Origin of the sequence: Thermomicrobium roseum DSM 5159, from assembly GCF_000021685.1 — a bacterium.
In the GTDB taxonomy this organism is placed as follows: domain Bacteria; phylum Chloroflexota; class Chloroflexia; order Thermomicrobiales; family Thermomicrobiaceae; genus Thermomicrobium; species Thermomicrobium roseum.
In genome coordinates this window covers 1,543,101-1,562,255 of record NC_011959.1, presented here as the reverse complement: position 1 = coordinate 1,562,255, position 19,155 = coordinate 1,543,101, and the positions used below count along the sequence as shown (strand labels likewise).

Sequence of the window (19,155 nt, the reverse complement as noted above, 5' to 3'; positions counted from 1 at the left end):
GCTGGCCTCAGCGTTCGGCTGGTGGCTGGATCTCGATCGCCTCGCCGAAGCCCCAATACCGGAGCAGCAGGACCGATCCGTCCGGGTATTCGGTGCGCAGTTGCCGCGGCAGCTGGTCGTCCTGGCCCAGCCAGAGGGTGATCCGGTTGGTGGCTTGCCCAACCGGTGTCACCGTGATCGACCAGCGCTGGCAGGGAACACCATCGAGCGTCTCCGGGGCGAGTTCTTCCATCGTGACGGTCGCGCCACCAGCGCTCGCGTCGCGCGCTTCGGCCAGCGAGGAGGGGTCATAGAGCTGGGCCAGGTCGAGCGGCCCGCGGATCTGGCCGAGTTGCCAGCGGTCCCCCTGCTTGATCCAGCCGGCATCGCCGATGACGATCCATTCGAGGGTCGGCTGACCGGTCGCCGGATCGAGCTGGAACGCGTGCAGTCGGTCGGGGAGGACGACTGCCAGCTGGACGCGCTGCTGCACGCGCCCTGACTGGTCGATGACGGTGATCTCGGCGCGGAAGCGCTCGACGGCCTCCCACGCGCTGGCCCAGGCGGCGAGCCGCGCGCGGTCGGCGCCCTGCACGGCCGGTGCACCCTGTGGGACCGGAGTCGGCGTCGGGGGCAGAGGCGTCGGGGTCGGGCGAACCGGCGCGGCGCAGCCGGTGATTGCCAGGGCGAGGAGCAGGCTGGCCAGGAGAGCCAGGCGGTGCATCGGCACGGTCCTTTCCGTCGGTGACTGGTCTCGCAAGCTCCAGTTTCGGCGAGAGGCATCGCATCGTCAAGTGCGGGGACCGGGCGAGCGCGCCAGCCGAGAGGAATGGCGCTCCGGTGCCTGTTCACCGTGTCCATAGGGGGCCGCTGCCCTGTCGCGATGACCGGCGCGGCAGGGGCAGCGGTCTCCTGGTAGCGAGCCGGGGGAGCGCCCGACTCATTGCGGTGGCTGGATGTCGAAGTCCTGGTTGTAGCTGTAACGCTGCAGCTGGGTGAGCCCGTCCGGTTGCACGTACGCGATCTGCCGCGGCAAGCGATCCGACTCGGCGATCCAGACGCTGTACGTGAGCGTGACCGCGCCCGGCAGTTCGCTGACGATTTGCCAGCGCTCGCACGGAACACCGTCGATCGTCTCGGGTGCGAGTTGCTCGAACGAGTGCGTCGCACCGGCGGCGCGCTCTTTCAAGAGGCTGTCGGGGTTCCACGCCTGACCGAAGTCGTAAGCGCCTTGGCCGTCGAACGATTCCCACCGGTCGCTTCCGGCGAGCTTCACCCACGTCTTGCTGCCGATCACGATCGTCTGTGTGCGTGGCTGGCGTGTCTCCAGATCCAGGTTGGTCAAGTGATACCGGTCAGGGCGGACGACGCGCATGATCGATCGGTTGTAGACCATACCCGCTGCGTCCTTGGTCTCGATTTCGACGCTGAATCGTTGGACAGTCGCCCAAGCGGTGGACCAGGCGAGGAGTTTTTCGTCGATGGCGTCGCGTGGTGCGGGCAGGGACGGCTGGATGGCCGCCCCCGGTGACGGTGCCGGGGTCAGTCGTGTCGGCGACGCGAGTGGCGCGAGCGAAGTCGGCGTCGCCGCGGGTGCGGGTGGCGTGGCGGTCGGTGCCGCCGGTCCCCCGCAGGCGAGCGTAACCGCGAACGCGAGGAGTGCGATCGGCGCGAGGCGGGCCATGCTGTTCGTCCTTTCGCAGAACACCGAAAAAAGATGAGCAAGCATAGCAAGAAGAGATCTCGCGCAGCAAGTCATCGGTGATCGACCCCGGAGTAGGTACCGAGCCGGCGGGCCGAGGTCGGCATTGCGGTGCCGGGCCAGCTCTCCGGTCGGCGGCCTGACCATCGTGTTCGTTGGCGCGCTGGCGTCGGGCAGCGGCCGCTCGCCGTGCGGCGCCTGCGGCGCAGTTGGGCGATGCAACGCACCGTCCCGGCAGGGCTGGCTAGCACGTCCCCCGTGAGGCAGCTGTGCCCCACGGGTAGGTGGTACCGCCCCGTGTTGTCGGGGTCAGGCGCTGCCTGACCCGCCGGCCCGGAGGGCCGGCCATCACGCCATCGCCGGTCGACGGTGTGCGGAGTCGACTCACGGTGCCCCGGATCACACACGGGCGATCGCCCGCAAAGATGCGTCGCCGTCGGGGGCCGGGGTGGATTGCCGGGCGTCCCGCCCGGCGGGCGAGGCAGCGCCTCGCCCCTACGGGGTTATGCGGTGGCGACCCCGGTGCAGCGCATGCCTGCACGGATAGGCGGCACCTGATCCCCGTTTTGTAGGGGTCAGGCGGTGCTTGACCCGCCGGCCCGCAGGGCCGGCAGATCGACGCCAAAGGGTGCGGTGGTGCTTCAACCATCGCTGCCGGGGCGGTCGGCAGCGAACGCCCGGGGCTGAAGCCCCGGGCTCAGTCCGCAAGCCCCCTGAAGGGGGCTGTGAGGTGCACAGGCGCCTGGGTCGATCGGCTGGGTGCAGGGGCCGTGTGGATCAGCCGGCTCCAGCCGGCTTGGGGACTGAGCCCGGCCGTTCACGGCCGGGCGATCGTGGAGAGGGCCGCTCGGCTGATCGGCGCTGCGTGTCGGGCGAGACGTGTCGGCCACGCGGAATCGCCGCGCCTATCGGCGCGGTCGGGCGAGGCAGCGCCTCGCCCCTACAAGGTGGGCGAACCCATTCGCGTCGGGCACATGGGCACCACGGTGGGGCGGTACCCCGCTCCATAGGGGTCAGGCGGTGCCTGACCCACCGGCCCGCCAGGGCCGGCAGAGACACTCGTGGCCTGTCAGCCAGTGTCACAGAGCGATCACCGCCGGCCAGGGTGTGCCGTGCGTTTCCCGCGCCTGTGGCGCGGCGGGCGAGGCAGCGCCTCGCCCCTACAGGGATAGGGCGCCGTGTTCGCCGGTCGGGGAGTCGTGCGCCACGGGTCGGTGCCACCGGCCCCGTCTGGTAGGGGTCAGGCGGTGCCTGACCCGCCGGTCTGGGAGGGCCGGCACGCGCGACCGTCTCGCCGCTTCCTCATCGCAGGCGTTGGATCGCCACGGTCTATTCTGCCACGATGGGTTCTCTCGCGCCGCGACCGTTCGCCCACGGTGCGGTTCTCGGCTCGGTCGGCCTGGCCGGTGCGATCGGCGCGTGCCACCGCTGCTGGTGGCAGGTAGGCGGCTCTTCTCGCGCGCTGCCGCAGGAGGCAGTGCCGGCTAATGCATCCCTGGTCGCAGCGGGCGCCGTTTTGCCGCGTGCCGGTGCCTTCGGCGGACTCCGCTGACGGAAAGCGCTCGTTCCGGTACAGTCGAGCGGTGGACGTCCTGGCGCGCGTCCGAGCGCGATCGGAAAGGGGCTGGTCATGCGGATCGGCGTGGTTTTCCCGCAGACCGAAATCGGCAGCGATCCGGCCGTGATCCGCGCGTATGCCGAAACTGTCGAGGAGCTCGGGTACACGCATCTGTTGACCTACGAGCATGTCGTCGGCGTGGATCTCGCTCACTACCCCGGGTGGCGCGGTCCGTACCATGCGAGGCATCAGTTCCACGAGCCGTTCGTCCTGTTCGGGTATCTCGCGGCAGTGACGCGTCACCTCGAGTTGGTCACTGGCGTCGTCATCTTGCCGCAACGGCAGACCGTGCTGGTCGCCAAGCAGGCGGCGGAGGTGGATGTGCTCTCGGGCGGGCGCCTGCGGCTCGGTGTGGGAGTCGGCTGGAACGAGGCGGAGTACATCGCGCTCGGCATGGACTTTCACACGCGTGGCCGGCGGGAGGAAGAGCAGATCACCGTGCTGCGGTTGCTCTGGACACAGCCGATCGTCAGCTTCGAGGGACGCTGGCACCGGCTGCCGGCGGTCGGCCTGAACCCGTTGCCTGTCCAGCGGCCGATCCCGATCTGGCTGGGCGGGATGTCCGAGGCGGCGCGCCGGCGGGCGGCGCGCCTGGCCGATGGCTGGATGCCGCAATGGCGTCCGACTGCCGAACTCCACGCCATGGTCGAGGAGCTGCGGGAATGGCTCGTGGCAGCTGGCCGCGATCCCGCTCGCTTCGGGCTCGAAGGACGCCTGACACTCGCGCAGGTGCCACGGGCAGCGTGGCTGGCCGAGATCGAGGCCTGGCGTCGTCTCGGGGCGACGCACCTCTGCATCAACACGATGGGGCTCGGATTATCCTCCCCGCAGGCGCACCTGGACATCTTGCGCGAGCTCGCTCAGACACTGGGGCTGACGCCCATTCGGTAGCCGGTTGGGTGAGCCAGTGTCCTGGCATGGCGTGCAGCGGTTGGTCATCGGCCAGCGACCGCGCGACTGGGACTGACCTCGGTGACGAGTGCCCTGTCGACCGATCAGGCTGGCCAGTGGGCGCCGTCCCGGCCGGTGACGCGTCGTCCTTCTCGGGCACCGGCACTTCTGGCCAATGACCATGTCGGTCGCCTCGTGTCTCGGTTCGCCTGTGTCCAGTGAGGAAAGCAGCGCGCCGGCTCGGTGGGGAGCCGGCTCGCGCGATCGTTCCGCTCGGCAGCGGCGGTCAGTCGTCAGCAGTGAGCTGCTCGACGTCGATCTGAGCGCGCTGGAGGCGACCGCTGTAGTCGATGAAGATCGACTGCCACTCGCTGAAGACGTCGAGTGCAGCCTGCCCTGCCTCGCGGTGCCCGTTCCCGGTCGCCTTGGTACCGCCGAACGGGAGATGAATTTCCGCTCCGATGGTACCGGCATTGACGTAGAAGATGCCGGTATGGACGTCCTCGATGGCACGGAATGCCTTGTCGATGTCGCGGGTGAAGATCGAGGCCGAGAGACCATAGCGCACGCCGTTGCAGACCGCGATCGCTTCCTCGAGGCTGCGCACCCGGATGAGCGCGGTGACTGGTCCGAAGATCTCTTCCTGGGCGATCCGCATCTCGGGGCGCACATCGACGAAGATGGTCGGCTGGTGGAAGTGGCCGCGTGCCAGGTCCCCGTCGCGCGCGATCTGTCCACCGGTCAAGATCTGCGCCCCTTCTTCGACGCCGATCTGGACGTAGCGGTGGACACGCTCGAGCTGGCTCTCGCTCACGACCGGGCCGACGTCGGTCGTGGGGTCGAGGCCGTTGCCGAGCTTGAGCCGGCTCACCCGCGCGTCGAGTTGATCGGCGAGCTCGCGGAAGACCGCCTCGTGCACGATGACGCGGCTGGCTGCCGTGCAGCGCTGGCCGGAGGTCCCGAAAGCACTCCAGACGATCCCGTCCAGGGCGAGCCGGAGGTTCGCGTCATCCATCACGATGATGGCGTTCTTCCCACCCATTTCCAACGAAACGCGCTTGCCCAATCGCGCACACTCGACGGCGACCTGCTGGCCGACCTCGTTGGACCCGGTGAAGGAGATGAGCGCGACGTCCGGGTGCTGGACGAGCGCGGTCCCCACCGTCTCGCCGGTTCCGAGGACGAGGTTGAGCACGCCGGGCGGCAAACCGGCTTCCTCGAAGATTTGGACGAGTCGGACAGCCGAGCGCGCTGTGTAGCTGGCGGGCTTGAAGACGACCGTGTTTCCGCAGATCAGCGCCGGCATGATCTTCCAGGCCGGTATGGCGATCGGGAAGTTCCACGGCGTGATGAGCCCGACCACGCCGATCGGCCGACGCTGCGTCATGTTCCACTTGTGGGGGAGCTCGGAAGGAGTCGTCTGGCCCCAGAGGCGGCGACCCTCACCCGCCATGTAGAAGGTCATGTCGATCGCTTCCTGGACGTCGCCTCGGGCCTCGGTAAGAACCTTGCCCATCTCCTCGGTCATCTCGCGTGCCAGCTGTTCCTTGCGCTCGATGAGGAGCTGGCCGACACGGAAGAGGATCTCTCCGCGCTTGGGCGCGGGGAGCTTGCGCCAGCGATCGAAGGCTGCCTTGGCCGCCTCCACCGCCGCGGCGACGTCCTCCGGGCCGCTCCTGGCGTAGGTGCCGATGAGTTCGCCCGTCGCGGGGTTGCGGCGTTCGTACGTGGCACCGCTCTTCGCCTCGACCCACTTGCCATCGATATAGTTCTTGAAGTCCGCCATGGTCGGCTCCTTTCCTGCGGCCGCGGGATCGCGTCGAGTTCGGCACGAGTCTACCGCAGCCTGCGCTATACTGCGCAGCGCGGCCAGCGTGCGCTGGCGCTTCGTGGAGCATCGGTCCGGAGCGAGACGGTGATCGATCGAGAGCTTTCTGCCCGCCTGCGCCATCGTTCGCGCCAGTCCGGTATCTGGCTGGGCCTGGCGATGGGACTGGCGATCTTCATCGCGCTGGCGGGCTTCGTGTGGATCTACGCACGGCTCGCGCCTGTCTTCAGCGACTTCGTCTCGCGTCTTCCCGCGGTCACGCCGACGGTGACCGGCACTCCAGCCGTGACTCCGGCGGCGCTCGCACCGCGTCCCAGTCCGACTCCGGTAGCGTCACCTGCGGTGACGCCCACGCCGGCGTGGCAGGCGACGCACCGTGTTGCTCAGGGATCGCAAGTCAATTTCCGGGCTGGGCCGGGAACGCAGTACCAGGTCGTCGCTGTCCTGGAACCGGGTACCGAGCTCCGTTTTCTCGGCGAGCAGGAGCAGGTCGGCAACGCGACCTGGCTGCATCTCGAGCTCCCCGATGGACGCGACGGTTGGATCCGGACGGTCGATCTCGAACTGGTTCGGCGTTGATATGATAGGATCGAACGGCGTGGACACGGCGGTCAGGCGGCCAGCAGCCGATCCCTGCTCCGGAGCAGAGCACCTCTCGGGCCGGCGCGCGTCTCGACGGGTGGGGACGCGTGTCAGCTGCACCGAGCTGGGTAGAGCAGGGGGTTGCCGGAACAGCACAGAGGAGTCGTCATGCAGCAAATCACCATCGTCGGACTGGGACTCATCGGGGCCTCGATCGGGCTTGGGCTCAAGCGGTGGGCGGCTGCCCAGGCCCGCGGTGTGCCGCTGACAGTCGTCGGCTACGACATCGAACTCCTGCACCAGAACGAGGCCAAGCGCATCAAGGCAGTCGACCGGACGACCTGGACGCTACCGGAGGCCCTGACTGGCGCTGATCTCATCGTCGTGGCCACGCCACCGAGTGCGGTACCGGAGGTCTTTTCGGCGATCGCCGAGCACGCGCCCGACGGAGCAGTCGTGACCGATACCTGCAGCACCAAGGCGGTTGTCCTGCGCTGGGCAGCCGAGCGCTTGCCGTCACGGCTGCACTTCGTGGGCGGTCACCCGATGGCCGGCAAAACGCAGAGCATCGAAGGTGCCGATGCTGATCTCTTTAGGGGAGCGATTTGGGTAGTGACGCCGTCGCTCACTGCCAGCCGCGAGGCGATCGAGACGGTGCTGGGGCTGGTCGCGGCGCTCGGCGCCGAGCCGCGTTTTCTCGATGCCGAGGAGCACGATGCCTACGTGGCGGCGATCAGCCACCTGCCGTTCCTGCTCTCCGTCGCCCTCATGCGGGTCACCAGCCGCGATGTCGCCTGGCGGGAGATGCGCCAGCTCACGGCGGGAGGGTTCCGCGACACCACGCGCCTGGCAGCTGGCAGCCCCCGCATGTACCGCGACATCTGCGCGACCAATGCACCAGCGATCACCCGCTGGCTCGATGCGGCGATCGCCGAGTTGGAAAGCCTGCGCGCGCTGATCGCCGCTGGCTCGGAGGATGCGCTGCGAGAGCTGGAGGCTGCCTTCGAGCAGGCGCGCGATGCCCGCGCCGAGTGGGCGACGCAGGAGCGACGTCCCGGTGAGCTCCTACAGGATACCGCGGGTGAAATGTCCCAACTCTCGGTCGGCCAGCACCTGCAGCAGCTGTTCTTGGGTGGACTCTTGACGCGCCGCCGCTCGCTCCCGGAGCGTGAGCGGCAAAAGCCGGAGCGCGATCGCTAGGGCAGGATCCGCCAGTCGTCCGGTAGGCGATACGTGTAGAGCAGGCGTGTCGGCTCGCCGCCGCGCCGGATCCGTCCGCGATCCTGCCGCAGCAGTTCCCCGTACTGGTTGACGAGCTGAACGATCCGGCGAGCTTTCAGGTTGTAGAGCACCAGGCCGACACCGACCGGCTGAAGACTCAGCGAGCGGGTCAGCTCGTCGATGACGCGGAAGGGGGGAAGCCGGTCCGGACTGAGGAGCTGGACGACCGTGTGGAAGGCTGTGGCGTTCTCGGCACTGTTGTGCTCATCGAACACTGCCAATCCGGCCCGGACACCTTCGACGAAATCGGCGTCGAAGGGGGTCGTGTAGTCGAGGAGCTCGGTCAAGGTTACCGGATTGCGGCTACAGGCAGCCGCCAGCATCTTGATCGCGTGACCAGGACCGAGGAAACTCGCGACGCCGTCGCGAGCGACGACAGTCAGGCGAACGGTATTCACGGGCGTGCTCTCTCCTCATCCGTCGATTGCGGCACCCCATGAGAGCGAGCCGGGCCGCTGCTCCTCGGACGCACGGGAGCAGTGGCCAGCCCGCTTGGGACGAGCCGGATGGCAACTGTACCATATATATCGAGAGGGCGGGAACACGCGATGACCAGCGACGAGTCAGCAGAGCGCCATCACCGTCAGATCCTTCTCCCGGTCATCGGACGAGCTGGCCAATCCCGCATCCGAGCGGGACGCGTCTGCGTCCTCGGGCTGGGGGCACTCGGGAGTCACACGACCATGCTGCTCGCCCGAGCGGGTGTCGGCTTCCTCCGGCTGGTCGATCGCGACGTGGTCGAGTGGACGAACCTGCAGCGTCAGGCGCTCTACGAGGAAGAGGACGTGCGGGCCGCGCTCCCGAAGGCGGTCGCGGCCGCGCGAGCCGTCCAGCGGATCGATCAGGCGATCGCGGTGGAGCCGGTTGTCCTCGATGTCGATGCGGCATCCATCACTGGGCTAATTGCCGACGTCGATGTCGTGGTCGATGGGAGCGACAACTTCGAGCTACGCTACCTCTTGAACGATGCAGCGCTGGAATTGGGGAGACCCTGGGTCTACGGTGGCGTGATCGGGACACATGGCTCCACGATGACGATCGTTCCCGACGAGACAGCCTGCCTTCGCTGCCTGTTCCCCGATCCGCCAGCACCAGGCAGCGTTCCCACCTGTGACACGGTCGGTGTGCTCGGCCCCGCTGCGGCGCTGGTCGGTGCCCTGCAAGCTAGCGAGACGCTCAAGCTCCTCGTGGGCGACCGGGCCGCTCGCAACCCTGGCCTGCTCTCCATCGATCTCTGGAAGGTGGAGATCGCGCGCATCGCCGTGGAGCGCCGGTCGGATTGCCCGGCTTGTGGCCGAGGCGAGCGTGCCTTCCTCCGCCAGCAGGTGGCGAATCGCATCGTCTCCCTGTGCGGACGCGATGCCGTCCAGGTCGTCGTGCGACCCGCCGTCTCGCTCGATCTGGCAGCGCTCGCTGAGCGCCTGTCGGCACTCGGGTCGCTCCAGCATAACCCGTACCTGATACGATTCATGGTGGAGGGTTATGAGTTGACGGTCTTCCCGGACGGACGAGCCATCGTGCGTGGGACGACCGATCCTGCGATTGCCCGCGTGCTCTACGCGCGGTACATCGGGATGTGACGGGGATGATGAGTTATTTGGACAACGCCACGACCAGCTGGCCCAAACCGGATGTCGTGCGCGAAACGCTCGCTGGCTTCCTGGCGACGGCGAGCGGTGCTCCCGTCCGGACAGGGCACCGGCTGGCGCGGGCGACCTGGGAAGCGGTCGAGCAAGCTCGGCAGCGACTAGCGGCGTTCCTCGGTGTGGCTGATCCGCGGCGTGTCGTCTTCACGGCCAGCGGTACCGATGCGCTCAATCTCGCGCTCAAGGGGTTGCTGGGCCCGGGTGACCACGTGGTGACGACCGCGCTCGAGCACGATGCGGTGCGGAGACCGTTGCGGGCACTCGAAGTGTTCGGTGTCACCACCACGCGCGTGCCGGTCGGGGCCGATGGGACAGTCGATCCGGACGATGTGCGCCGCGCGTTGCGCCCCAATACGCGTCTCGTCGTCGTCTGCCACGCCTCCAACGTGACGGGTGCGATCCAGCCGGTCAGCGAGATCGTCGAGCTCGCGCATGCTCGCGGGGCCTTTGTCCTGATCGATGCAGCCCAGACGGCGGGAGTCATTCCGCTGGCCATCGATGCCCTGGGTGCCGATTTGGTCGCGCTCAGCGGGCACAAGTGGCTGCTCGGCCCTCCGGGAACTGGGGCGCTGGTCGTCGGCCCGCGCATCGACCCGTCCGAGCTCGTTCCGCTGCGCGATGGGGCGACAGGAACCGAGTCGCCGGACGACGCGGGGCCGCGCAGCCTCCCGGAGCGGTACGAGACCGGGACACTCGATACGATCGGACTGGCTGCTTTAGGGGCGGCCGTGGACTGGCTGGCACGGACTGGCCTGGCCAGTACGGGGGAGCGCGCTCGCGTGCTCACCGAGCGACTCGTTGCCGGCCTCAGCGCTCTCCCGGGTGTGCGGCTGTTCACGCCGGCTCAGGCCGCTTCTCGCGTCGCTCTCGTCTCGTTCCAGGTGGAGGGATGGCGACCGCTCGACCTGGCGCGTGCGCTGGAGCGGGACTTCGCCATTCTGGTCGGGGCAGGGCTCCACGGTGCCAGCGAGGCCTGCCGGTCCATCGGCGCGTATCCTTGTGGAACCGTCCGCCTTTCGCCTGGATGGTCGACGTCCGAGGAAGAGATCGATCGAGCCATCGCGGCTGTGGCAACGCTCGCGCGCGCACCGCAGTGCAAGGACTGAGGAGGCCGACCATGCCGCAGGAACGCCGCTCGTCCCGCTTGGAACAGCAGATTCTCGAGATTTTGGAGAAAGCGGAGCGCGAGCCGTGGTGGCGACGTGCGCTGCGTCTGGTGCGACGACCACGCTTTCCGCGAGCGCGTCGTCGGTTTCCCGGGACACACTTTTCGTTGCCGGAAAATACGGTGCTGTTGGCAGCGGCGTTCCTGCTCGCGCTGCTCGCTGTGCTGGTCAGCGACTGGTCGCGCACCCTAGCGATGCTCCTCGCCATCGCCAGCTTGCTCTCCTTCTTCACGCCCGTCGTGCGCCAGTTCGTCCGCGGAAACTCCTGGGCACCCTCTTCGGCGCGACGCTGGCGCGGCCGCGACATCGACCTCCCCCCACCGCGCCGGGGACTCCTTGGCTGGCTCCGCTACCAATGGTGGCGCCGTCGACATCGCTGGTGAGCTTCTTCCGGTGACGTGCTATCCTCGCTCTGTACGTCGGGGGACGACCGGCTCTCGCCGGGCCAGTGCGGAGGATATGGGGAACGATGCCGCGCATCGTGGCCGATCTCGTCGATGTCTATGTTTTCCGTCGTCTGCCGCAGCGTCCCGCCCACGAGGTACAGTTCCTCCTGTTGCGTCGCCGCGAAGATGCGCCGCTCGGCGGAACGTGGCACGCTGTCCATGGGCGGATTTTGCCGAACGAGCGTGCGCTCGACGCAGCGGCGCGCGAACTCCTGGAGCAGACTGGGCTGGTGCCACAGAAACTCTACTCGGCGGACTACATCGCCCAATTCTACGATCATGCCAGCGACGCAATCGTTCTCGCCCCTGCCTTCGCCGCGCTGGTCGAGCCGCGGGCAGCTGTCCGGTTGTCGCAAGCCCATGACGACTACGCCTGGTGTGATCTCGACGAGGCAGTCGCTCGCTTGCTCTGGACCAGTCAGCGCTGGGCCGTGCGGCACATCCATGCCGTGATCGCCTGCGGGGGAGAGGAAGCGGAGTACTACGCTCTCACCTAGACCTCTTCCAGGCTATCGCGGATGACATCGAAGTATTCCAGCGCCAGCCCGGTGCCGATGGCGACACAGCTGAGGGGATCATCGGCGACGAAGCAGGGGACACCAGTCACCTCGGTCAGCAAGCGGTCCAAGTTGCGCAGCAATGCGCCGCCACCGGTCAAGACCATTCCCTTGTCGATGATGTCGGAGGCGAGTTCGGGCGGTGTTTCCTCGAGGACAGCACGGACGGTAGTGAGGATGGCTTCCAGCGGCTCGGCGATCGCCTCGACCACTTCGTTCGCATGCACCTGGATGGTCCGGGGTAGGCCCGTGACTTCGTCGCGCCCTCGGACATCCATCACCATGTCGTCTTCCACCGGCAGCGCCGAGCCGATGGCGATCTTGATCTCCTCGGCCGTGCGTTCGCCGATCCGCAGGTTGTGCTTTTTCTTGATGTAGGCGGCGATCGCGTCGTCGAGATGGTTCCCGCCGATGCGGACCGATTTGGCGACCACGATGCCGTTCAGGGAGATGATGGCGACTTCGGTCGTTCCCCCACCGATGTCGATCACCATGTTGCCGCTCGGATCGGCGATCGGGATCCGTGCGCCGATGGCGGCAGCGAGTGGCTCAGCGATCAGGTAGGCCCGGCGTGCGCCAGCATTCAAGGCGGCGTCACGCACGGCGCGCCGTTCCACGCTGGTCACGCCAGCCGGGACGGAGATCATCACTTCTGGGCGGATGAGGGAGAAACGCCCCACCGCCTTGTTGATGAAGTAGCGAAGCATCTCCTGCGTGACCTCGTAGTCCGCGATCACGCCGTTGCGCATCGGTCGGATCACCTCGATCGTGTCGCGCGGCTCACGCCCGAGCATGTTCCGGGCCTCGATACCGACAGCCTTGACGCGCCCGTCCTTGGCAGAAATCGCGACGACCRATGGCTCGTTGATCACGATACCGCGCCCGCGGACGTAGACGAGGACGTTCGCGGTCCCGAGGTCGATCCCGAGCTGCTTGGCCACTGTTCCCGCACCCCCACCCTGTCGCGTTGCTCGTTCGCTGTGACCGGCAACCTGCGCGAAGTGCCCACCATCGTAGGCAATTCTAGCAGCAGCGCCGATGATGCGTTCTGTCACGCTGGCAGCGCTCGTCTCCGACAGCGGGACGAGTCTGGTCTGGCGCTCCTCGGCCCTCGACGATCGCTCACGAGAGGAGTTCAGCCAGCCGGCGTTGTGCCTGCCGGAGCGACCAGACCACCTGATTCTGCCCGCGCAGGAGATGCGTGCGGACGCGATGCCAGCGGTCGCTCTCTGGCTGGACGTGAGCGAACTCGCGCGCCGCTGCCACCTCCGGCACTGCTGGTATCGGTCGCGCTGGGTCGTGCCGGAAGCGTCCGCGGCGCACGTAGTTGACCGGCACGAGGTGACGCGCCATCGAGCGCTGGGCCGCGTTGACGCGCCGCACTTCCGGATCGTCGGCTGGTCGGTCCAGGAGCGTCGCACTGTGCTCGTAGAACCGGTCGAGGGTCGTGAGCAGGTTCCCAGCAGCTTGCAGCGCTGGGCGCAGGTCGAACGCTTCACCGGCTGTTTCTTGGTACCGGCGGAGCGCTTCCTCGATCTCCCGCACCGTCGCGCGGAAGTCGAACGGATGGACGGGCGCATTCAGCAGGCGCAGCGTCACGGCGGCATAGACGCGGAGGTCACGCAACAAGACGTCGGGGTCGGCGACGTCCAGCGTGTCGTCCTCGGTATGCCAAACGATGTTGCCGCCGCAGCCCCCGACGGGGTAGAAGCCTTTGGCCCGTCTGATTTCTTCCGGAATGGTCGACGAGAGCATGAGACAGCCGGTGATCCCGAGGTTCGTGAACGAGTAATCACCAGCGCGCGGTGGACGAGCGGTCGTCGCTTCGAGCCCGGTCACGTCGCGGATCGCTGTGCGGACCAGGGCGGCAGCTTCTGCCATCACTGCGACATCTCGATACTCGGTGGCCCAGCGGCATCCGGGCGAATCACAGTTGACGTGCGCCACGCAGTTGGGCACCAGGTCTTGCGCGTAGGTATCGGCGTACCAGGTCGAGCCAGCATAGCGCCCGTGGGAATGACCCGACCACCACGCGATGCGCAGCGTGCGGGCGAGCGACTCGCGATGCTGCCAAAAGACGCGGGCAAGTTCCAGGAGCGTTGCATCGCCAGTCGCGTTGTCGCCGACCCCTACATGCCACGAGTCGAGATGACCGTGCAGGAGGACGAACTCGTCAGCCGCCTGGTTTCCTGGGATCTCGGCGACCAGTATCGGGATCGGTCGCCACGCGGTCTCTACCGTGGTGGCGAGGGCGACTGTCACCGGACCGCGTGCTGCCAACGAGCGCAGATACTCGCCGTCCGGCCGAGCGATGGTCACGATCGGGACCGCTGGCACCGTGCCCTCGGCATCCAGGTCGGGGGATCCCCACGACGTCGTCGCGATGCCTTCGTGGATCGCTTCGCCTGGATGGACGAAGATGACCGCGAGCGCACCGGTGCTCGCCCAATGAACGGCCTGCGCCGCGAAGCCGAATCCATCGGTCAGGACGATCTTGCCGCGAAGATCGGGAACTTGCGTCGGAACATTCTCGGCGAAAATCTGCTCGATCCCCGCCACCTGCTCCGACGAGACAACGGCGAGTTCGCCGATGACTTCCGCCCCATCGGTCGAGGGAGAGAAGGCGAGCGTCTTGGCCCGAACCGCTCGGGCTTCCGGTGAGACGACGCGCAGCGTCGCGTAGACTGGCCAAGAAATGAGACAGGTCGGCCAGAAGACTCGATACGGCACTCCCCAGCGTTCCAGTCGCTCGACGAGATAATCGAGTGCCTCGCGTTCCTCTGGGCTACCGGAAAGCCGGACGAGCTGGGCGAATTGCTCGATCGCTGCCCACGGTTCATCCAGCGAGATCGCTGACAGCACTCGCTGTTCCACACTGGGGTCGCGCCAAGCGGTGTGCATGCGTGACCTCCTACCGTAGAGCCCACGAACGGGCATGATCGTCGCGGCAATCCTAGCGAAACCGGTAGGCGGGCGGCGAGACAGGCGCTCTCGGCAGCCCGCCCGTTCGGTTACGCGTCGTTGCGATGGGGCAAGAGCGCCAGTTCCAGCGCCTGCTCGATCGTTTCCACCCAGTGCACCGTCAGCCGGCGAGCGAGACTGGCGGGGAGCCGACTCGCCTCGACCTGGTTGGCGGCTGGTGCCACGAGTTCGCGCAGCCCTGCCCGCTGGACAGCCAGTGCCTTCTGCCGCAAATCGCCGACCGGCAAGACACGCCCGCGCAGCGTGATCTCGCCGGTGAGTGCGAGGTCGCTGCGCACCGGCCGTGCCGAGAGCGCTGAGACGAGCGCGACGACCAGTGCCAGCCCAGCCGATGGCCCTTCCTTCGGGAGCGCTCCTTCGGGGAGATGGACGTGAATGTCCATCCGTTCCACGAAGTCCGCCGAGATCCCCAATCGAGCCGCGTGGGCGCGGACCCAACTCAGTGCTGCCCGGGCCGATTCTTGTAAGACTTCGCCAGCCTGGCCAGTGACCAGCAATTCTCCCCGCCCTGGCATGACCAGGACTTCCACCGGCACGAGCATCCCGCCCACGGGAGTGGCACCGAGCCCCAAAGCCAAACCGACTTGTGGTTCGCTCGTGGCCGTCATCTCGCGATAGGGTGGTGGACCGAGTAAGCGGCGCAAGGTGGCGGGGGTGACACGACGTCGTGACAGTGTCCCGACTGTACCACCTCGTTCGACGACTTCTCGTGCCATCTTGCGGCACAGCGCCGCCAGTTGCCGTTCGAGTTCGCGCACCCCTGCTTCGCGAGTATACCCGGTGATCAGCTCCTGCCAGGCCGAGTCCGTGAGCTCGACGGCTGTCTCCGGCAGTCCGTGGGCTGCGAGCTGGCGCGGCAGAAGGTAGCGTTTCCCGATCTCCCGCTTTTCTTCCTCGCTGTACCCTTCCAGCACGATCGCTTCCAAGCGATCGCGCAGAGGCCGAGGCAGCGGAGCTAGCGAGTTCGCGGTGGCGATGAAGAGGACACCGGAGAGATCGACTGGTACGTCCAGATAGTGATCGACGAACTGTTTGTTCTGTTCCGGATCGAGCACCTCGAGGAGCGCAGCGGCCGGATCACCTCGATAGTCGGTCGCCAGCTTGTCGAGTTCGTCGAGCAAGATGACCGGGTTGCGCGTGCCGGCCCGCCGGAGCGCTTCCACGATGCGCCCTGGATACGCACCGAGGTAGGTGCGGCGGTGACCGCGGATCTCCGCTTCGTCGCGCACTCCACCCAGACTCACCGTCACGAAGCGTCGTCCCAAGGCTTCGGCGATCGAGCGGGCGAGGCTGGTTTTGCCTACCCCAGGCGGCCCGACGAAACAGAGCACGGTGCTGCGGCTCGCGCGGCCGTTGGTCAGCGCGCGGACAGCCAGTTCCTCGAGGAGGCGCTCTTTGACACGTTCCAAGCCGTAATGGTCGCGCTCCAGGATCGCCCGTGCTCGGGCCAGATCGACCGTTTCGGGAGTCTCGGTCAGCCACGGGACGCTCAGGACTGTCTCGATGTAGGTCCGGGTGACAGTTGCCTCGGCGGAGGCGGGACTCATGCGGGACAATCGCTCGATCTCTTGCTCGACTCGCTCCACCACCGCTGGGGGAGCGCCACAGGTTGCCAGGCGCTGGCGCAAGCGCTCCGCTTCTTCGCGTGCTTCGCTCGTCTCGTCCGCCACGATGACTGGCTCCGCGGACAAGCGTGTGCTAGCAGCTGGCACTGCCGGCGCGCTCGGAGCGGCTACTCGGGCCAGTTCCCGCTCGATCAGCGCGGCGAGGTGCTCGAGGCGCTCGTTTGGCTCGACCAGTTCGAGCAGGCGCTGGCGATAGCTGACGTCGCGGACGAGTTGTCCAGCCAGGAGGTCAGCCAGCCGGTCGGGATCCTCGGTTGCCTCGAGCACTCGGAGCGTCTCAGCATCGGGGATGCCCACCGCACGATGCAGCTCGCCCGCGAGCGTGCGTACCCGCTGCGCCATCGTGTGGGCCTGTGGAGTGACGGGCGGGAACAACAGCTCGATACGTGCCTGGGGTGCCGGGCTCGTCACATCCAGCGAGAGGACACGAACTCGCCGGAGTCCCTCGACACGCACTTGCCAGCGCTGGTCAGGTTGGGGAACGACCTCGGCGATACGCGCCAGCGTCCCGACCTGTGGCGTGAGCATGTTCGGTGCGCGGCCGTCCGCGTACACGACGACCGCGAGGGCTGCTTCCTGCCGCCGCGCAAAGTCGACTGCGCGCTGCCCTTCTGGACTGGCTACCGCGATCGTCGCGGCATGACCAGGAAGCAGAACCACGTTGCGCAACACGAGGACCGGATACCGCGATGCGTAGAGATCGGCACGGCTGGAAGCGGCCATCCGTCTTTCCTCACCGTCTCCGAAAAGCAGCCTGCACACCGACCGGGCAGGCGTGCGTAGTGGCTTCCTGCCCTCGAACAGCGCCAGTGTGCCAGCGAGGCGACCAGTGGGCAAGAGGGGAAGTTCCCCCAGTATGGAGCGACTCGCAAGGCGGCGAGTGGCTCGCCACTCTCGCACGCGCGGTCCAGTGTGCTGGTCGTGTGGCTGTGACGCAGGGCCGGCTGCCCACGGCTCTCTCGCCTGCGGTGATGGACTCGCCCGATCATCTCCGGGAGGAGTTCCGCCACCGGATCGCCTCGCTGTGCCCTGGGGCACAGGACAGTGCTCGGCGCTCGTGGTCTCGATCGGAAAGGCGCGTTCCTGACGGGGAGGAGGACACTGTTCCCAGAACCGCCGTCGGTTTCGATGGCGTGAGCCGTATCGTGTAGAGTTGGAAAGTCGCCGATTCGGGGCGGCAGGCCAGAATCACCCGCCCCCATCGGTGTGCTGAGGAATCGAACACGCCCGCGAGCAAGAGCGAGGAGGTCGAAAATGGCGACGACCGAGATCCGCCGCGTGGTGACCGATTCAGGAATCGAGATCGCGCCGGTCTATCGCGAAACCGGTCGTCGGCCCGAGCCGGATCCCGGTGCATACCCCTACACGCGGGGGATCCACCCCACGATGTACCGCGGCAAGAAGTGGACGATCCGGCAATATGCTGGATACGGCTCGGCAGAAGAGACGAATCGTCGTTTCCGGCTTCTTCTCGAGCGGGGACAAACCGGACTGAGCGTCGCCTTCGACCTCCCTACTCAGCTCGGTTACGACTCCGATCATCCGCTGGCGCGACCGGAGGTGGGGCGAGTCGGGGTGGCTATCTCGACGCTCGATGACATGCGTCGGCTGTTCGCTGGAATCGATCTCGGTGCTGTCACGACCTCGATGACGATCAATGCCCCAGCGGCGATTCTCCTGCTCATGTACCAGATCGTCGCCGAGGAGCAGGGGGTGGATCCGAAGCAGCTGCGCGGCACCATCCAGAACGACATTCTCAAAGAGTATGCTGCGCGCGGTACCTACATCTTTCCACCGCGCCCGTCGATGCGTTTGGTCGTCGATACGTTCGCGTACTGTAAGGAGCACCTCCCCAACTGGAACACCATCTCGATCAGCGGCTACCACATCCGCGAAGCTGGGGCGACCGCTGTGCAGGAAGTCGCGTTCACGCTGGCCAACGCCATCGCCTATGTCCGGGCGGCGATCGATGCGGGGCTCGCGGTGGACGAGTTCGCGCCGCGCCTCAGCTTCTTTTTCGGCGCCCACAACAACTTCTTCGAGGAGGTCGCCAAGTTCCGGGCCGCGCGCCGGATGTGGGCCATCATCATGCGAGAGCGGTTCGGCGCCCAGAACCCACGATCCTGGATGTTGCGGTTCCACACGCAGACCTGTGGCTGCACCCTCACTGCGCAACAGCCCTTGAACAACATCGTACGCGTCGCCTACCAGGCTCTGGCTGCTGTCCTGGGGGGAACCCAGAGCTTGCACACCAACTCCTATGACGAGGCGCTGGGCTTGCCCACCGAGGAATCGGCGACGATCGCCTTGCGCACGCAGCAGATCCTGGCCGAAGAGACCGGTGTGGCTGATACGGCTGATCCGCTGGGCGGCTCCTATTTCGTCGAGGCTTTGACCGACGAGGTGGAGCGGCGCGCGTGGGAGCTCATCGATGCCATCGAGGAGCTCGGCGGGGCAGTCGCCGCGATCGAGCGAGGCTGGATCCAAGCGCAGATCGCCGAAAGCGCCTACGCGTGGGAGCAAGCCGTCGAGCGTGGAGAGCGTATCGTCGTCGGCGTCAACCGCTATCAAGACGCGATACCGGTGCACGTACCGGTGCACCGGTTGGATGATGCAGCGGTCGAGCGACAGATCGCGCGTGTGCAGGAGTACCGGGCGCGGCAGGACAGCGAGCGGGTCGCCCGAGCGCTCGACCGCCTGGAAGAGGCTGCCCGAGGAACGGAGAACATGCTCCCTGTCCTGCGCGAGGCGCTCCTGGCAGGGGCGACGCTCGGTCAGATCTGTGGGCGCCTGCGCCAGGTGTGGGGAGAGTACCGACCCCGCTTCTGAGTACCCGCACGACCGGTTCGAGC

Annotated in this window: 15 protein-coding genes; 8 read left to right on the top strand and 7 right to left on the bottom strand. The window is 67.2% G+C overall.

What is annotated here, in order from left to right; genetic code table 11:
- Positions 1-7 precede the first annotated feature (7 nt).
- Both TRD_RS07375 and TRD_RS07370 read right to left on the bottom strand, forming a co-directional pair.
- Complete coding sequence (locus TRD_RS07375) at positions 8-703, bottom strand: LolA-like protein (RefSeq protein ID WP_041436038.1); 696 nt, start codon at positions 701-703, stop codon at positions 8-10.
- A gap of 216 nt (positions 704-919) precedes the next feature.
- On the bottom strand, positions 920-1,663 hold the full coding sequence (locus TRD_RS07370; protein ID WP_015922521.1) for a hypothetical protein: 744 nt from the start codon (positions 1,661-1,663) through the stop codon (positions 920-922).
- 1,648 nt (positions 1,664-3,311) lie between these two features.
- Between TRD_RS07370 and TRD_RS07365 the strand changes: the two genes are divergently transcribed.
- Complete coding sequence (locus tag TRD_RS07365; RefSeq protein ID WP_015922519.1) at positions 3,312-4,190, top strand: LLM class F420-dependent oxidoreductase; 879 nt, start codon at positions 3,312-3,314, stop codon at positions 4,188-4,190.
- Between the two features lie 286 nt (positions 4,191-4,476).
- Here TRD_RS07365 and TRD_RS07360 read toward each other — a convergent pair whose 3' ends face one another.
- Positions 4,477-5,976, bottom strand: coding sequence for an aldehyde dehydrogenase family protein (locus TRD_RS07360; protein WP_015922517.1), 1,500 nt, complete (start codon positions 5,974-5,976; stop codon positions 4,477-4,479).
- Positions 5,977-6,105: 129 nt separating this feature from the next.
- Between TRD_RS07360 and TRD_RS07355 the strand changes: the two genes are divergently transcribed.
- Both TRD_RS07355 and TRD_RS07350 read left to right on the top strand, forming a co-directional pair.
- Positions 6,106-6,597 (top strand): SH3 domain-containing protein, encoded by a 492-nt coding sequence (locus tag TRD_RS07355; RefSeq protein ID WP_015922516.1) that lies wholly within the window; start codon positions 6,106-6,108, stop codon positions 6,595-6,597.
- Between the two features lie 171 nt (positions 6,598-6,768).
- Positions 6,769-7,800: a prephenate dehydrogenase gene (locus TRD_RS07350; RefSeq protein ID WP_015922515.1), complete on the top strand. Its 1,032-nt coding sequence runs from the start codon at positions 6,769-6,771 to the stop codon at positions 7,798-7,800.
- Here the strand turns inward: TRD_RS07350 and TRD_RS07345 are convergent.
- Complete coding sequence (locus TRD_RS07345; RefSeq protein WP_015922514.1) at positions 7,797-8,279, bottom strand: hypothetical protein; 483 nt, start codon at positions 8,277-8,279, stop codon at positions 7,797-7,799. The two genes, TRD_RS07350 and TRD_RS07345, sit on opposite strands and share 4 nt — an antisense overlap.
- A gap of 150 nt (positions 8,280-8,429) precedes the next feature.
- Between TRD_RS07345 and TRD_RS07340 the strand changes: the two genes are divergently transcribed.
- From TRD_RS07340 to TRD_RS07325, 4 genes are all read left to right on the top strand, one after another.
- Positions 8,430-9,461 carry a ThiF family adenylyltransferase gene (locus TRD_RS07340; RefSeq protein WP_015922513.1) on the top strand — a complete coding sequence of 344 codons (1,032 nt, stop codon included), beginning with the start codon at positions 8,430-8,432 and terminating at the stop codon, positions 9,459-9,461.
- Between the two features lie 5 nt (positions 9,462-9,466).
- Entirely contained in the window at positions 9,467-10,633 is a 1,167-nt protein-coding gene (locus tag TRD_RS07335) for an aminotransferase class V-fold PLP-dependent enzyme (protein ID WP_015922512.1), read from the top strand.
- Positions 10,634-10,644: 11 nt separating this feature from the next.
- Positions 10,645-11,076 carry a hypothetical protein gene (locus TRD_RS07330; protein ID WP_015922511.1) on the top strand — a complete coding sequence of 144 codons (432 nt, stop codon included), beginning with the start codon at positions 10,645-10,647 and terminating at the stop codon, positions 11,074-11,076.
- Between the two features lie 86 nt (positions 11,077-11,162).
- Complete coding sequence (locus TRD_RS07325; protein ID WP_015922510.1) at positions 11,163-11,636, top strand: NUDIX hydrolase; 474 nt, start codon at positions 11,163-11,165, stop codon at positions 11,634-11,636.
- Here TRD_RS07325 and mreB read toward each other — a convergent pair.
- From mreB to lon, 3 genes are all read right to left on the bottom strand, one after another.
- The gene (mreB, locus tag TRD_RS07320; RefSeq protein WP_041436896.1) at positions 11,633-12,637 is read right to left on the bottom strand and encodes a rod shape-determining protein; all 1,005 of its coding nucleotides are present in this window, start codon (positions 12,635-12,637) and stop codon (positions 11,633-11,635) included. The two genes, TRD_RS07325 and mreB, sit on opposite strands and share 4 nt — an antisense overlap.
- 181 nt (positions 12,638-12,818) lie before the next feature.
- The gene (locus tag TRD_RS07315; RefSeq protein WP_015922508.1) at positions 12,819-14,597 is read right to left on the bottom strand and encodes a M28 family peptidase; all 1,779 of its coding nucleotides are present in this window, start codon (positions 14,595-14,597) and stop codon (positions 12,819-12,821) included.
- 110 nt (positions 14,598-14,707) lie between these two features.
- Positions 14,708-17,026: an endopeptidase La gene (gene lon / locus TRD_RS07310; RefSeq protein WP_015922507.1), complete on the bottom strand. Its 2,319-nt coding sequence runs from the start codon at positions 17,024-17,026 to the stop codon at positions 14,708-14,710.
- A gap of 531 nt (positions 17,027-17,557) precedes the next feature.
- Here lon and TRD_RS07305 point away from each other — a divergent pair.
- The gene (locus tag TRD_RS07305; protein ID WP_015922505.1) at positions 17,558-19,132 is read left to right on the top strand and encodes an acyl-CoA mutase large subunit family protein; all 1,575 of its coding nucleotides are present in this window, start codon (positions 17,558-17,560) and stop codon (positions 19,130-19,132) included.
- Positions 19,133-19,155: the final 23 nt, after the last annotated feature.